Source organism: Burkholderia sp. WAC0059 (genome assembly GCF_002870125.1).
In the GTDB taxonomy this organism is placed as follows: Bacteria; Pseudomonadota; Gammaproteobacteria; order Burkholderiales; family Burkholderiaceae; genus Paraburkholderia.
Genome location: NZ_PNEO01000001.1, coordinates 348102 through 362377, shown reverse-complemented (window position 1 = coordinate 362377; position 14276 = coordinate 348102). Strand labels below are relative to the sequence as shown.

The following is a 14276-nucleotide window of genomic DNA, read 5'->3' as shown; positions in this document are numbered from 1 at the left end:
GCAGCCCATCCGGTTAAGGCGTGATTGAGACGCAAAAAGGCAATCGAAAGCTCGCGCGCCCGACGGCGGATCCCACGGACGCCCCGCGATTCTATCCGCGAGGCGCGTGACGCACAGGCGGCCCGCGCCGTGAAACAACATCGCACCGGCCGCGCCGAATTCGGTTATCGTTGTGTGGCATCTGCACGCGATCCATGGCCGCCGTCCGGTCCCCACGCCCCACCCCGGCAGATCGATCATGAAAAACGTCCTCAGCATCCAGTCGCACGTCGTGTTCGGGCACGCCGGCAACAGCGCGGCGGTCTTCCCGATGCAGCGGCTCGGCGTCAACGTCTGGCCGCTCGACACCGTGCAGTTCTCGAACCACACGCAGTACGGCCACTGGAGCGGTAGCGCCATCGACGCCGCGCAGATGGTCGAGCTCGCCGAAGGCATCGGCGCGATCGGCATGCTGCCGCGCTGCGACGCCGTGCTCTCCGGCTATCTCGGCGCGCCCGAGCAGGCGCAGGCGGTCATCGACATCGTGCATGCCGTCAAGAGCGTGAACCCCAGCGCCTGGTACTTCTGCGATCCGGTCATGGGCACGGCCGCGGGCTGCCAGGTCGCGCCCGGCATCGAGACGTTCCTCGTCGAGCGCATGCCCGAAGTCGCCGACGTCATCGTGCCGAACCACGGCGAACTGCAGCGCCTCGTCGGCCGCGAGATCGAGACCGCCGAGGAAGCCCTCGCCGCCTGCCGCGAGGTGCTCGCGCGCGGACCGAAGATCGTGCTCGTCAAGCATCTGCTCGATCGCAACAGCCCGGCCAACCGCTTCAACATGCTCGTCGTCAGCCGGCACGAAGCCTGGCTCGGCCAGCGCCCGCTCTATCCGTTCGCGCGCCGGCCCGTCGGCGTGGGCGACGTGACGAGCGCCGTGTTCGTCGCGCGGCTGCTGCAGGGCGACGCGCTGCGGGTCGCGTTCGAACACACGCTCGCGGCCGTGAACGCCGTGGTGAAGACGACCTGGGAAGCCAACCGCTACGAGCTCGAACTGGTCGCGGCCCAGGACCGGATCGCCCGGCCCGGGGAATGGTTCGACGCCTGGGCCGCCGACGCCGGCTGACGCTGCTTTCGACGCCCCTTCCGACGCTGCTTTCGCCCGTCTCCATGCCGCCGCCCCGGCGAACGCCGGGGCGGCAGGTCCCGCAAAGTCCCGCAAGGTTGCGGAAAAATTGAACTGCTATAGTCTCGCCGGACCCGGCAGCGTCGCCGGTCCCGGCGCGGCACGATTCGACGCGGATCGTGCCGATCGTGCGAATCGTGCGCCCCCCCCGGCTGGTGCCGGGACGATCGCCCACGATGCCGCGGCGATGCAGCGAAACGGACAAGAAGGCGGGCAGCCCCGCGCTGCCCGGATAATCGACGCGCCCGCCGAACCCGGCCGGACCTGCCGCCGCAAGGCCGGGCGCCACAAGCAGTCACGACAAGGGAGTCGCCATGAGTCCGTTCAGGGTGCGCGCACCCCTCCTCGCGTTGTGCGGCGCGCTGGCGCTCGGCGCATCCCTCGCGCGCGCGCAGGCGGCCGGCCCGCTGCAGGTGAGCATCGGCTTCGCCGCGCCGCTTTCGGGCGAGAACGCGGTCTACGGCAAGGATCTCGAGGACGGCGTGCAGCTCGCGCTCGACGAAGCCAACGCCGAATCCGTCCGCATCGACGGCCGGCCCGCGCACTTCGCGCTCATTGCCGTGGACGATCGCGCCGATCCGCGCGCGGGCGTCCAGGCCGCGCAGCAGCTCGTCAACCGCAACGTCCCGGTCGTGATCGGGCATTTCAACTCCGGCACGACGATTCCCGCGTTGCGCGTCTACGAAAGCGCCGGCATTCCGATGATCGATCCGGCCGCGACCAACCCCGCCATCACGAACCAGGGCTTCGCGAACGCGTTCATGGTGATCGCGAACGACGCGCAGAACGCGAGCCACGCCGCCGACTACGCGCTCGACGTGACGAAGGCGAAGCGCATCGCGATCCTCGACGACCGCAGCGCGTTCGGCCAGGGCGAGGCCGACGTGTTCGCGCAGGCGGTCCGCCGGCACGGCGGCACGATCGTCGTGCGCCTCTACCCGGGCGGCGACGCCGCCGACTACCGGCCGCTCCTCGCCCACATCCGCGCGGCCCATGCCGATCTGCTGTTCTTCGGCGGATTCGACACGCAGGCCGCGACCGTGGCGCGCGAGATGCAGCAGGCCCATGTCGACGCGCAGCTCGTCATGGGCGGCGGCGTCGCGAACGCCGCGTTCATCCGGCTCGCCGGCCGCGCCGCCGAAGGTGCGATGGCCTGGGAATACGGCCGCCCGCTCGCGCAACTGCCCGACGGCCAGGCGTTCGAGCGGAAGTTCCGGGCGCGCTTCGGCGTCGACGTCCTCTCGTACGCACCGTTCGCCTACGACGCGACCTGGGCCGCGATCCGGGCGATGGAGGCCGCGAAGTCGGCCCAGCCCGACGCGCTGCGCGGCGCGCTCAGGCGCGTCAGCTTCGACGGCGTCACCGGGCACATCGCGTTCGCCGGCAACGGCGCGCTGCGCAGCAGCACCTCGACGCTCTACCAAGTCAGGCAGGGCGCCTGGGTGCCGATCGTGACGAAGCACGACGGCGCCTGAAGCCGCCCGCCCCTCCGCTGCCCCCGCCCGCTCACCCCGCCGCCTTCAACACGACCTGCGCCTCGGTATCGCGCTCGATGCGCACGAGCGCGTCCTGCATCCGCGCGTACATCTGCGGCGTGCACATCTCGCGGCCGAAGTGCGCATCGAGCTGCCGCGTGATCTGCAGCGTGCGCGAGGCCGGATCGAAAACGTAGTGCGCGGCGAACGAAAGAAACGGGTCCTCGACCCGCGCGTCGCGCGGCAGGTCGGTCACGCGCAGGTTCGCGGGCAGCGTGATCTGCGCGACCTCGTCGAACCGGCCGCCGATGCAGGCGAACGGCTGCGTGCGCCGGTCGTCGCCGAGCCAGCGTTCGATCCAGCTCGCCATGCCGCCCGAGAAGCTGCTCGACGCGCGCACGGCCGTCGTGCCGTCGGGCCACGCGTAATGGTCGAGCGTGCCCGTCGTCGTCGTCGCGAACGGGCCGTCGGTTGCCCGCACGTCGTCCGTCTCGATGCGGGCGGTGCCGCGCAGTCCGCTCTGCGCGAGTCGTTCCCGCGCCACCCGCTGCGCGCGCTGCCGGCCCGCGCGCCGGAACAGGTTGCGCTCGGGCTCGGCGCTCGCGCCGTCGTCCTCGACGCGGTAGGCATAGCCGGCCGAGCCGTCGGACCGCACGTCGATGTCGAGCCGCGCGGCGCGGCTGCGCGGCTCCGACGACGGCGTGCGCACGAGCGCGCTGTCGTCGACGAGCAGCGCCGGCCGGTCCATCACGACGTCGGGCAGATAGCCGAACGCCGTGCCGCCCGCCGTGGTGTCGGCGAAGAGGCCGAGGTCGGGCAGCCAGGTGATGGCGTGATTGATCGCCCCGCTGCCGTAGCCCGGCACGGACGGCAGCGAGTAGACCGGGCCGAGGTTCAGCAGCGCCGCCTCGCCGCGAATGCCGACGGCGGCGAGCAGCGCGATGTAGAGCGCGACGTGGTCCTTGCAGTCGCCGTAGCGGTCGCGCAGCACGTCGACGGCGCGATGCGGAACCGCTTCGGTCTCGCCGAGAAAGAGCGCGACGTAGCGGACGTTGAAGCGCACCCAGTCGTAGAGCAGGCGGGCCTTCTCGCGCGGCGTGTTCGCGCGCGCGGTCAGCGCGTTCGCGAAGTTCGAGAGGAGCGGATCGGCCGCGTCGGGATCGGCGGCGGCCTCGCGGTAACGGGCGGCGAACGTCGCGAAGTCCGGCACGGTGGAAACCATGAGCCGGTCGCCCCAGTTCACGTAGGCCGCCGCGCCGTCTTCGAGCGGGGCATAGGGGCCGTGGCGGTATTCGAACGTGTAGCGCGTGCGGCCGTGCGCGCTCACGGGCGCAAGTTCGGTGTAGCCGCGCGCGTCCGCGTGCAGCGGCAGATCGGCGGGCAGATCGAAGATCAGTTGCTGGAACTCGACGCTCTCGCGGTCCGGCTCGACGTAGTACGAAAACGTGTCGGCCTGCAGCGCCTTCTCGCGCGTCTTGCGGAACGCGAGATGCACGCGCGAACCCGGCTCGACGCCGGGAAAGACGACCGTGCGCAGCACGCCGTCCTCGAAGGTCGGCGCGCCGGCCGAGCGCGGTTCCTGCACGTCGCGGATGCCGTCCGGTCCGACCGGATGCGCGCGGCCATCGGGATCGATCGTTTCGGCCGCGAGTAGCTGGACGTGCTCGGTGTCCCTGTTGAACCAGACGTAGCGCTGCGCGACGTCGTCGACGCCGGCCGCCGTGTTGGCGCGCATGACCGTGTCGTCGCGCTCCTCGACCGAGCCGTCGTGCTGCACGACGAACAGATGAACGTCGCGCTCGAGCGTCGAGGGCGGCACGTCGCCCGGCGATGCGGCGTCGGAATCGGAGTCGGACGGGGAAAGCGCCGCCTGGCCTGTCTGCGGTAAAGCCTGCGCTTGCGGCGGAGGCGCCGTCGTCGCGTGGCCGGCCTGAGCGTCCGCGAGCGTTGGGAACGTCGCCAGCAACACCAGCAGCGGCGGCACGAACCGCCGGCACCAGCGGCCAACGCTCTCGCGAACCGCATGCAACCCGCCGCCTGCGCGTGCCGCCGTTGCCGGTTTCAGGGCCGCCGATCTTGCCAAGATTCACCTCGCCTTAGCTGCGAACCGCCAGTTGCCGTTGTAGCACATCGCCGTTCGGCACCAGGCGCTACCCGAAAGGCGCCCCGTCGCCCGCCTATTCGGCCCGATCCGGCAATCGCACGGCATCGTCCGGTTCGTCGAGCCCGCGCCCCGTGAACCGCGCATGCTGCCTGAGCATCCGCGAAAGCTCGCGCACGTGCGCCGACGGCCGGTCGAACCGCGAGCGCAACAGGCTCAGCGTCAGCGGAATGACCTCGGCGAGCGGCCTCACGACGACCCCGGGCCAGCCCCAGCCGCCGACCGAGAACTCGTCGACGATAGCCACGCCCGCGCCGTCGCGCACGAACGCGCAGGCCGACTCCGCGCGCACGATCTCCACCGCCGCCTGCCACTGGATGCCGGCGCGCTCGAACGCGCTCGCCACGAGCTGGCCGAACGGGATGCCGCGCGCATAGGCGATCAGCGGATAGTCGACGAGCGCGCGCAGCTCCACGGCCTCGAGCCGCGCGAGCGGATGCCCCTCGGGCACGATGCAGACCATGCGGCCCGAGGCGAACGGCTCGACCACGAGGTTCGGATGATCGAGCGGCAGCACGGAAACCGCGAGCTCGACCTTGCGCGCGAGCAGTTCGTCCGCGATGTTCGAGAGCAGCGTGGTGTGAAACTTCACCCGCACCTGCGGATGCAGCGCCAGATAGCGCGCGACCACGGGCGGCACGAAATTCAGCGCGAGGCTCGGGCTGCTGCACAGCCGCAAATTGCCGGCCGGGTTCGACGAGAGGTCGCGCGCGAACTCGTCGATACGCACGGCCTCCTCGAACAGCGCCCCGACCTCCTTGAAGAGCAACTCGGCCTCGGCCGTCGGCGTGAGCTTGCCGCGCTCGCGATCGAACAGCCGCAGCCCGAGCGTGCGCTCCGTATGGGCGATGAGCCGGCTGACGGCGGGCTGGGACACGTACAGCAGCCGTGCCGCGCCGTTCATCGAGCCGGTCAGCATGACCGCCCGGAACACTTCCATCTGGCGAAATTTGAAACGCATGTCGCCCCCGGACCGATAACGGGAAGTTATACCCTGACGAACACTCAGCATATACCCGCCGAAGTCCCTCCGTGTATGCTCGTTCAGGAGACCGGAGGACTGACGCCATGCCCAAAACTTATAACGAAACGGAACGCCCCATGGAACTGACCCGCATCGGTTTCGTCGGGCTCGGCATGATGGGTTTGCCGATGCTCGAAAATCTCGCCGGCCGCGGCACCACGCTCGACCTCGTAGCATTCGACACGGCCGACGCGCCGTTCGAAAAACTCGCGCAACACCCGGCCTGGCAGAAGTCGCTGCGCCGCGCGCGGCGTCTGGCCGATCTCGAGGGCTGTCACGCCGTGATCACCATGCTGCCCGACAGCGCCGTCACCAATGCCGTCGTCGCGGGCGCCGGCGAGGCGCGCGGCCTCGTCGACGTGCTCGCGGGCGGCGCGATCGTCGTCGACATGGGTTCGTCGAACCCGGCCGACACGATGGCGCTGGCCCGGCGGCTCGGCGAGGCGGGCATCGCGCTCGTGGACGCACCGGTCTCGGGCGCGGTCGCGCGTGCCCGCGCGGGCACGCTGACGATCATGACGGGCGGCCCCGAAGCGGCGCGCGAACGCGTGCTGCCGATCCTGCGGCACATGGGCGGCACGATCATCGCGACGGGCGACGTCGGCTCGGCCCACGCGATGAAGGCCCTGAACAACTACGTCTACGCGGCGGGACTGCTCGCCACCTCCGAGGCGCTACTGATCGCCGAACGCATGCAGCTCGACCTGACGAAATTCGCCGAGGTTCTCAACGCGTCGAGCGGCCGTAACGTTGCGACCGAAACCAAGCTCAATCAGTTCATCATCCCGCGCACGTTCGCGGGCGGCTTCGCGCTGCGCCTGCAGGCCAAGGACGTGACGACCGCGAGCCATCTGCAGGCGCTCGCCGGCGTGCGCGCGCCGCAGCTCCAGCTCTGCAAGGCGCTCTGGGACGAGGCGCTCGTCGCCCTCGAACCCGGCGCCGACAACACCGAGATCTACCGCTTCCTCGAACGGGCGAACGCGCCCGACGACGAGGCGCATGGCGACGCGGGCAGCACCGGCACGCCGCTGCCGTCATGACCCCGCCGGCCCGGCGCCCGGAACCGCTCCCCGCAAAAGGCAAAGAAGCCCCCCCATGTCGCTGATCGCAATCCGCAAGCGCAGCCTCACGGTCGAAACCACCTGGCACGAGGGTGGGCCGCCGCTCGAGACCCCGCTGAAGCTCGCGGCCGCCTGCGCCGTCATCCGCAATCCCTATGCCGGCCGCGACGAACCCGATCCGATGCCGTTCATGGCCGGGCTGCGCGGGCTTGGCGAGGCACTCGTCACAGAGCTCGTCGCGACGCTCGGCGGCCGGGACAAGGTGGAGGTCTACAGCAAGGACGCCATCGTCGGCATCGAGGGCGAGATGGAACACGACGCGGTCCGGCACGAGGCCGGCGGCTGGGCGATGCGCCACGTACTGGGCGAGCCGAAGGCAATGGTGCCGGCGAACAGGGCCGTGGCGGCGACCGGCTAACGCATTTCGGCGTCGAAGTATTTCAGGAAGGAATTGTCGTCCCGGGGGGATTTTGACGACTCATTGCAGATCCGGCGGCAGGGGAGGAAGAACCGGCACGACACCCGCCTTGCCGACGATAAAGATTCGCCCGGGCATCCGGAAGCCTTGCAGCTTCAGCAGATCAAGCGGCCCGGCGCCGACCTGGGTGCACGTCCGCCAGGCGGGCAAGCAGCCGGCCCATGAACGTCATGTATGGTGAACCGCCAGTCACTTCGCCGCCGTTTTCCGGTCTGTCGCCTTTGCGGATTGGAGATTTCATCGGAGTTGTCTGTCCTGCTCCGGGATCGGTTGCGCTGCTTGCCGCACTGGCACCTGCTGAAGCGGGTAGGTCGGCAAATTCGATGCTCTTGAGCACAGCCATGATCTTGGGCAGCATATTGCTTCGGGAAGTATCGATTGTCATGATCGGCGTATTCACACAGAGAATCTGCGGGCCGTCAGTCTGCCTAAGGCAGAAATTGAACAACCGCCGACGAGTCGCTTCATCACCAGTCGTCTGATCATAGGTATTGCCTAGCCCCTTCCAGCTTTTCCCCACCAGTTCGTAGGTACGAAAGTGCTGTGATTTCTCAAAGGCTTGATTACTGCCACTCCAAATCCACCGGCCATCGATTTTCCTGGCATCAAGTTGCTCCGCTACATCGCCTGGCGATGCTCCGGTGCGACAATAGAATCCGGCTTCAATGTCAATGCCATTTTCTAGTTCTAAATATGTGTAAGCTCCAGAGCCACCTTCTGTTGCAAATAGCCCCCCTTCAAGATCGTGTATCTGAAAATTGCACTTTCCGAACGAATAAACTGGATCCGGCTGCTGTCTCGTTTCCACCGTCGCTTGATTGAGAGAACTCTCCGCATACGTGCCGGTAATAGCAATACAGAGCACAAAGACCAGGAAAACCCGAAGTTTCATGTACACCTCGCAACATAACCTGTAGGAATGGAATGGGGAACCCGTCCGAATCTGGAAACATTGGCATATCGAGAAGCGTCATTTGAGCAGATGTATACGCCTGGAAACGAGCCACCAGGCCGTTCACCGACTTAAGGGACTCCGACGGACTTCCTGCATTGACCGTAGCAGCCACAAGACCAAACGCGTCGTTGGTGTAATAGGCAATGGAATCGCTACGATTTTGGCCATGCCCTGCCGCCGTCTGCGCTAACTGCGCCGTATAGATTTCGTTGAAAGCCTGTCTGACCTCGAACTCCAGCACATCGAGCGGTGACTCGACCGTCCCGATCGACAGCCGCAGGTGCTGCGTCAGTCTGGCACTGGGGTGCTGCAAAACGTCCTTGATCGTTCCCATGACAGCAGTGGGCTCCGGTTTCCTGTTGATCGGCAGGGGCGCACAGGTGAGTGGGCCAGTGCCATTCGGCGCTGTACGCTAACCTGGCAGACCAAAGTATGTCTATGAGACATAGTCTGCGTTTGACGAATATTCACGGCCCTGACGTTTTGTGACTTTCCTTGATGGTTGAATCTGCCCTTTCTGATGGTCAGTGGATCGAATCAAGTGGTTCCTGGTGCGGTGCGGTTGAGATGGACTCGCTTTGGAATTTCATTGTGGCTCTTGATCTCGCCGGACGAAATCACGCCCTGCATCGAGCAGAAAGATATATAGGAAAACATCGAGTCGAGCCGATATCGGCTTCGGGATGGCTCACCCCGGTTCCTTCTTTTACATACGCGCGTCCTGGCCTGGCAAAGGTCTTGCCCGGGCACGGTCCTGCCCATCTCTGCGCACTGGTCGGCTACCGGATCCGGCACGGCGTGGCGTGGCCGGAACGCCCGCCTTCGTCCGCGGCATCGGCGCGATCTACAACACCGTCGTCGCGCTGCTGGACGACACCACGCCATATCTCAGATGTGGAGGCAGTCGCACCACCATGAGAACGGGTTCCTGCTCTACGTGAGCGGCGGCGCGCTCGTGAGCCTCGTCATCTACTGGCTCATGCCGGAGACGAAGGGACGCGAGCTGACCCGATCGCGCCCGACGCGCGCCCGGGCTGGCGACTTGACGGCCTGACGGGCTCCGCGGCCTTACGGCTCGCCGAGCCGCGCGAGCAGCGCGTAGAGCTTCGTCACGTGGCGAAGCAGCAGCTCGCGATGCTTGTCGATCTGCTCGAGCCGCCCGGCGAGATCCGCGCGCACGCGCTCGTCGGGCTCGGCCGCCGCGACCACGTCGTCGATGCGCATGCGCAACGCGAGCGCATCGACGGGCGGCAGGTTCAGATAGCGTTCGAGCCGCCGCACGTCCTGCATCGCCAGCTCGCGCACCTTGCGCGAGCCCGCCAGACGCCGGTGCGCCTCGAGGTCGGCCGGCGCGTCGTCGCGCTTCGGCGCGCCCGCGAGCGCGCCGAAGATCGGCTCGGGCGCGCGCAGCACGGCGCGCTTGCGCATCGGGTGGGCCGTGCCGCGAAACCGCGCGCGCGGCGTTTCGTTGTCGATCGAGGCGCGTGCCTCGTCGGGCACCTCGTCGTCCTCGCGCAGCGCGTCCATCCAGCCGACGGGCAACCCCGTCACGGCCTCGACGCCACGCACGAACTCCTCGCTGAATTCGCGCCGGCCCGAGAGGATCAGCTTCAGGTACGACGGCGAAAACGTCATCATGCGCGCGAGGCGCGTCGACGCGCCGACTTCGCGCGTGAGCAGCGCGAGATTGGCGCGCCACACGGGCAGCAGGGAAGCGCCGGAATCGTTCATCGCAGGTCTCGCTCCTCCATCCGTTGCGCGCAACCCGCGCGCCGTATTCTCCCGACTTCGATCGACGACCGGCCCGGAAACCTCGACGCGCGAATGGCGCGACTGCGTTCGACCGATCCTGCTGGAAGGTTAGCCGGTCTGCGCGAGGCACCGCAACTTGCGTGGCGCTTCGCGCGCGACCGGTCGGCGGAGCATGCCGCATGCCAGCCCCAGGCGAGCGACGGGAAAAAGGTTCGCAAACGGATATCGCGGCATGCCCCCAACGAATGCACACGATGTTGCTGATCCGTAAGCTCAACTCGATAGAATCGGAGGCGACGGTAAAACGCAGGCTGACCTGATCTAACCACCGGGCCAAAAATTACTATGCATCTCGCACTGAGCTTCGAATGGCTGACCAATCTGCTCGCCATCCTGTTCATCGTCGCGTGCCTGCACGACGTTCGATATGACGAATACGGCACGCTTACGCTCGCCGCCGCCGCCATGGGCCTCGTCGTCATGGCCATCGAATTCCTGCTGCAACCCGCCTTCGAAATGGCGCTCTAGGAGCGGCGTACGGTGTCCGCGCCGCCGCCCGGACGGCCCGCGCGCGAGACCCCGCAGCGACGACCCGCTCCCCGTCGATACCGGCATACGGCCCTCGTGCAAGGTACACTCTCACGCGTATCCCGATCCGGGCCGTTTCGCGGCGCGCGCGCCGCGCGCCTTCCCTGGCTGCTCAAGGAGTTCCCGTTGATGAGAGGCGGTTTTTCACGTCCCGCTGCCGGCGTGCGCGGACTCGTCGTCCTGCTGTTCGCCGCGCTGTCCGGCTGCAGCCTGTTTCGTCCGCCTCCGCCGCCCGCCCCGCCCGCTCCGCCGCCCGTCGTCGCCAGCGCCCCCGAAGTCGCCAGCGCGCCCGTCGTCGCGCCGCCTCCGCCCGTCGTCGCCAGCGCCCCCGAAGTCGAGCCGCGCCCCGCGCCGAGACACATCTGGCATCCGCGCCTGCGCCGGCGCCGCCCGGCGCCGCCGCGCCCGGCGCCCCGGCCGCCGGCGCCTTCGCCCCTGCCCGCGCCGATCATCGAGACGCGCGAACTCGAGCGCGCCGGCACGCGCACGCTGCTCGACAGCAAGGTGCAAAAGCCCGACGGCAAGGTGGTCGGGCGCGCCGTCGATCTCGTCGCCGATCCGGACGGCCGGCCCGTCGCGGTCGTCGTCAACCTGCAGGGCTTCATGGGCATCGGCGACCGCAAGGCGCGCTTTCCGTGGAACGTCGTGCGCATCAACACCGAGCCGAAAACGCCGGCCATCACGCTGATGCTCGCGCCCAACCAGCAGCCGTCGCCGGACCGGCCCGGCCCCGGCACGCCGCAGCCGGGGCCCGAGCCGGCCACGTCGACGCGGCTGCCGATGCTCGACACGTTCGTCGAGCGAGCGAACGGCTCGCGGGTCGGCCGCGTCGTGGACGTGGTGCTCGACGGCGCCGCCAACCCGCAGGCCGTCGTGCTCGACGTGAGCGGCATCATGCAGACGCGCCGCATGATCGCGGCGGACTGGTCGGCGCTGCACTTCGTCACGAAGAACAAGGTGCTCGAGGCCCAGCTCGAGCTGTCCGACGCCCAGGTCAACGCCTCGCCGCCCTACACCGCCAACGAGCCGGTGCAGGCCGTGTCGCCGGTGGTACCGAAGGCGCCGGCCGCCGCCGCCCACGCGCACGGTGCCCAATGACGGAGCGTCTTCAGGCCGACCCCCGAAGTCTGCGCGCGCTCGACTGGCTGAATTTTTTCGTCGCGAACGTGCAAACCGGCTTCGGCCCGTTCATCGCGTCGTACCTCGCGTCCCACAAGTGGACCCAGGGCGAGATCGGCCTCGCGCTTTCGGTCGGCACGATCAGCGCGATGGTGAGCCAGGTGCCGGGCGGCGCGGCCGTCGACGCGCTGCGCGACAAGAAGGCCGCCGCCGCGTGGGCGATCGGCGCCATCATCCTGAGCGCGATGCTGCTGGCCACGAGTCCGACCGTCGTGCCCGTCATGGCCGCCGAGGTGTTCCACGGCTTCGCGAGCTGCATGCTGGTGCCGGCAATGGCCGCGCTCTCGCTCGCGCTGGTGGGCCGCCAGGCGCTCGGCAACCGGCTCGGCCGCAACGCGCGCTGGGCGTCGATCGGCAGCGCCGTGGCGGCGGGACTGATGGGGCTGTGCGGCGAATACCTGTCGCCGCGCGCCGTGTTCTGGCTGACCGCCGCGCTCGCCGTGCCCGCGCTCGGCGTGCTCGCCCTGATCCGGCAGACCCGCGCGGCGCCGCGGCCGGCCGCTGACCTCGCGCAACGGCGCGAGCCCGGCGGCACGGCGAAAACCGTCCCGGTCGCGGCGCCCCCGTCCCCCCCGCCGCGCGAGGCACGCGAAACGCTGCTCGACCTGCTGCGCGACCGGCGCATGCTGATCTTCGCCGCCTGCGTGGTGCTGTTCCATCTTTCGAACGCCGCGATGCTGAACCTCGCGGCCGGCGAGGTGACGGCCGGCATGGGCGACAACGTGCAACTCGTGATCGCGGCATGCATCATCGTGCCCCAGGCCATCGTCGCGCTGATGTCGCCGTGGGTCGGGCGCACCGCCGAGCGCTGGGGCCGCCGGCCCGTGCTGATTCTCGGCTTCTGCGCGCTGCCGGCGCGCGCGCTGCTGTTCGCGGGCATCGGCAATCCTTATCTGCTGGTGCCGGTGCAGTTGCTCGACGGCCTGAGCGCGGCCGTGTTCGGCGTAATGCTGCCGCTCATCGCCGCCGATGTCGCGGGCGGCAAAGGCCGCTACAACCTGTGCATCGGCCTGTTCGGCCTCGCGGCCGGCATCGGCGCGACGCTCAGCACCACGCTCGCGGGCTTCATCGCCGACCGCTGCGGCAACACCGTGAGCTTCTTCGGTCTCGCGGCCGCGGGCGCGCTCGCGGTGTTGATGGTGTGGTTCGCCATGCCCGAAACGCGCGACGCCTACAAGGACGACGAGCAGCCATCGACGCAACCTCAGGCCGACTAGGCAGGACCTGTTCACGCCAATAACAGGCTTGCGAACGTGCGTTGCCGGCTGTGCGGTTCAAGGAACGGGGAGCGCCAATTTTTTGCGCCGGCCCAGACAGGCGACGAGCGACACCGCAATGCGGCCGGCAAGTCACGTTCCCCTGGCTTTTGAAATATCCGTTTTGAAATATCCGTCGTGAGGCTGGCCGCCAAACGGGCCGGCCGCAACGGGCATGCCGTTGCGGCCGGGGTCCACGTGCGGGCGCGAGGAAGACCGCTGCGAAAGGAGATACCGGAAAAGATGCCGGTAACGCGCGGGGCCGCGCGTCGGCGGAAATGCTCCAGGCATCCGCGCGCGGCACGCGCAGGACGGCGCGCCGGCGGCCGGCTGGGGGCCAGTCGCCTGGCACCTTACGCGGCGAGCGCCTCGTCGAAGCGGACGGTACTCACGCCCTTGACGAAATGATCGAGCTTGCTGGCGAGAATCATCGCATCGGCGTTGGCCGGGCGATGGCGCCGGTTCGGACTGGGGCGGAACACGGCGTCGCCGCGCCGGATCTTTTCGCCCGTCAGCGCGCAGATCGCGCTGCGCCGGGCCGTGCAGACCCGCCAGAGCTGGTCGGAATAGCGACCGTAGGTCGGATCGCTCCAGCAGACGGTGATGCTCTCCGGATCGTGGCGACGAATCAGCGTGATGCCCTGCGCATCCCAGTTGCGGACCGCACACTGGCGGCCGTGCCCAGCGTCATGCAGCGGGCGCATCGGGAGCGCCCTGTACGGGCCCGCCTCGTCGTCCTCCGAATCCCAGTCGCCGGCCCCGCCGACGAGAAGGTCGATGGTTTGTTGCCATATGCTGCCGGTATCTAATTTCGTCATAATGCACCTCGTGCACGTGAAAACGATTCAAATATGCCGGTCGATAATAAGCACGCAGCCACGTCCGGATTATAGCGTGTCCGTCCCGCAATCCCCAGATTGAAACAAAATGTTTCAGGTATTAATTGAACTCTGAAAACGGTTCCGAGGCGCAATGACGGTATACCCTGAGTACTGGTTTCTTTACATCGAATCATTTTTTCCGAGTGCCGGCGACGACTTCCCCGAAACCGGAAAATTTAACCCTGCGCCGGGATGCCGACCGTCCGCGGCCATGTGACGGCTCCCACAGCCCGCCGGAAAAACGCGACCCGCCTCCCGGCGCGCGACCGCCATAACACTGGCCTCGCCGCACGGACAATTGCAG

General features: G+C 68.2%; 12 protein-coding genes and 1 pseudogene. 8 read left to right on the top strand and 5 right to left on the bottom strand.

All coding sequences use genetic code 11. The features are described from left to right. Window positions 1–238 precede the first annotated feature (238 nt). Both pdxY and CY652_RS01550 read left to right on the top strand, forming a co-directional pair. On the top strand, window positions 239–1102 hold the full coding sequence (gene pdxY, locus CY652_RS01555; RefSeq protein ID WP_102128902.1) for a pyridoxal kinase PdxY: 864 nt from the start codon (window positions 239–241) through the stop codon (window positions 1100–1102). A 374-nt stretch (window positions 1103–1476) separates the two neighbouring features. Continuing rightward, complete coding sequence (locus CY652_RS01550; RefSeq protein WP_102128901.1) at window positions 1477–2637, top strand: branched-chain amino acid ABC transporter substrate-binding protein; 1161 nt, start codon at window positions 1477–1479, stop codon at window positions 2635–2637. Window positions 2638–2668: 31 nt separating this feature from the next. On the opposite strand, the gene CY652_RS01545 is transcribed toward CY652_RS01550, so the two are convergent. Together CY652_RS01545 and CY652_RS01540 are read right to left on the bottom strand one after the other, a co-directional pair. Next, window positions 2669–4621 (bottom strand): DUF3857 domain-containing transglutaminase family protein, encoded by a 1953-nt coding sequence (locus CY652_RS01545; RefSeq protein ID WP_258002146.1) that lies wholly within the window; start codon window positions 4619–4621, stop codon window positions 2669–2671. 193 nt (window positions 4622–4814) lie between these two features. Then, window positions 4815–5759 (bottom strand): LysR substrate-binding domain-containing protein, encoded by a 945-nt coding sequence (locus CY652_RS01540; protein WP_102128900.1) that lies wholly within the window; start codon window positions 5757–5759, stop codon window positions 4815–4817. 140 nt (window positions 5760–5899) lie between these two features. Here CY652_RS01540 and CY652_RS01535 point away from each other — a divergent pair, with 140 nt between their 5' ends. Further along, window positions 5900–6862 (top strand): NAD(P)-dependent oxidoreductase, encoded by a 963-nt coding sequence (locus CY652_RS01535; protein WP_102128899.1) that lies wholly within the window; start codon window positions 5900–5902, stop codon window positions 6860–6862. 55 nt (window positions 6863–6917) lie between these two features. Further along, window positions 6918–7298, top strand: a pseudogene (locus tag CY652_RS01530) (amino acid synthesis family protein); the annotation flags it as partial. A 166-nt stretch (window positions 7299–7464) separates the two neighbouring features. On the opposite strand, the gene CY652_RS24710 reads toward CY652_RS01530, so the two are convergent. Beyond that, the gene (locus tag CY652_RS24710; protein WP_258002145.1) at window positions 7465–8253 is read right to left on the bottom strand and encodes a hypothetical protein; all 789 of its coding nucleotides are present in this window, start codon (window positions 8251–8253) and stop codon (window positions 7465–7467) included. Between the two features lie 955 nt (window positions 8254–9208). Between CY652_RS24710 and CY652_RS23730 the strand changes: the two genes are divergently transcribed. Next, on the top strand, window positions 9209–9370 hold the full coding sequence (locus CY652_RS23730; RefSeq protein WP_146009999.1) for an MFS transporter: 162 nt from the start codon (window positions 9209–9211) through the stop codon (window positions 9368–9370). 14 nt (window positions 9371–9384) lie between these two features. Here the strand turns inward: CY652_RS23730 and CY652_RS01520 are convergent, their stop codons facing one another. Further along, window positions 9385–10047: a hypothetical protein gene (locus CY652_RS01520; RefSeq protein WP_102128896.1), complete on the bottom strand. Its 663-nt coding sequence runs from the start codon at window positions 10045–10047 to the stop codon at window positions 9385–9387. Window positions 10048–10413: 366 nt separating this feature from the next. On the opposite strand from CY652_RS01520, the gene CY652_RS01515 reads away from it, so the two are divergent. From CY652_RS01515 to CY652_RS01505, 3 genes are all read left to right on the top strand, one after another. Next, entirely contained in the window at window positions 10414–10596 is a 183-nt protein-coding gene (locus tag CY652_RS01515) for a hypothetical protein (RefSeq protein WP_102128895.1), read from the top strand. A 189-nt stretch (window positions 10597–10785) separates the two neighbouring features. Beyond that, window positions 10786–11754, top strand: a complete 969-nt coding sequence (locus CY652_RS01510) for a PRC-barrel domain-containing protein (protein WP_102128894.1) — start codon at window positions 10786–10788, stop codon at window positions 11752–11754. Beyond that, window positions 11751–13052 (top strand): MFS transporter, encoded by a 1302-nt coding sequence (locus CY652_RS01505; RefSeq protein WP_102128893.1) that lies wholly within the window; start codon window positions 11751–11753, stop codon window positions 13050–13052. Before CY652_RS01510 ends, CY652_RS01505 begins: the two co-directional genes overlap by 4 nt. 392 nt (window positions 13053–13444) lie before the next feature. Here the strand turns inward: CY652_RS01505 and CY652_RS01500 are convergent, their stop codons facing one another. Further along, window positions 13445–13909 (bottom strand): DUF3331 domain-containing protein, encoded by a 465-nt coding sequence (locus tag CY652_RS01500; protein ID WP_258002144.1) that lies wholly within the window; start codon window positions 13907–13909, stop codon window positions 13445–13447. Between the last annotated feature and the right edge of the window lie 367 nt (window positions 13910–14276).

Excerpts from the sequence above, each read along its gene's own strand:
- pdxY (WP_102128902.1), top strand. The coding sequence starts at position 239 with ATGAAAAACGTCCTCAGCATCCAGTCGCACGTCGTGTTCGGGCACGCC.
- CY652_RS01550 (WP_102128901.1), top strand. The coding sequence starts at position 1,477 with ATGAGTCCGTTCAGGGTGCGCGCACCCCTCCTCGCGTTGTGCGGCGCG.
- CY652_RS01540 (WP_102128900.1), bottom strand. The coding sequence starts at position 5,759 with ATGCGTTTCAAATTTCGCCAGATGGAAGTGTTCCGGGCGGTCATGCTG.
- CY652_RS01535 (WP_102128899.1), top strand. The coding sequence starts at position 5,900 with ATGGAACTGACCCGCATCGGTTTCGTCGGGCTCGGCATGATGGGTTTG.
- CY652_RS24710 (WP_258002145.1), bottom strand. The coding sequence starts at position 8,253 with ATGAAACTTCGGGTTTTCCTGGTCTTTGTGCTCTGTATTGCTATTACC.
- CY652_RS23730 (WP_146009999.1), top strand. The coding sequence starts at position 9,209 with ATGTGGAGGCAGTCGCACCACCATGAGAACGGGTTCCTGCTCTACGTG.
- CY652_RS01520 (WP_102128896.1), bottom strand. The coding sequence starts at position 10,047 with ATGAACGATTCCGGCGCTTCCCTGCTGCCCGTGTGGCGCGCCAATCTC.
- CY652_RS01515 (WP_102128895.1), top strand. The coding sequence starts at position 10,414 with ATGCATCTCGCACTGAGCTTCGAATGGCTGACCAATCTGCTCGCCATC.
- CY652_RS01510 (WP_102128894.1), top strand. The coding sequence starts at position 10,786 with ATGAGAGGCGGTTTTTCACGTCCCGCTGCCGGCGTGCGCGGACTCGTC.
- CY652_RS01505 (WP_102128893.1), top strand. The coding sequence starts at position 11,751 with ATGACGGAGCGTCTTCAGGCCGACCCCCGAAGTCTGCGCGCGCTCGAC.
- CY652_RS01500 (WP_258002144.1), bottom strand. The coding sequence starts at position 13,909 with ATGACGAAATTAGATACCGGCAGCATATGGCAACAAACCATCGACCTT.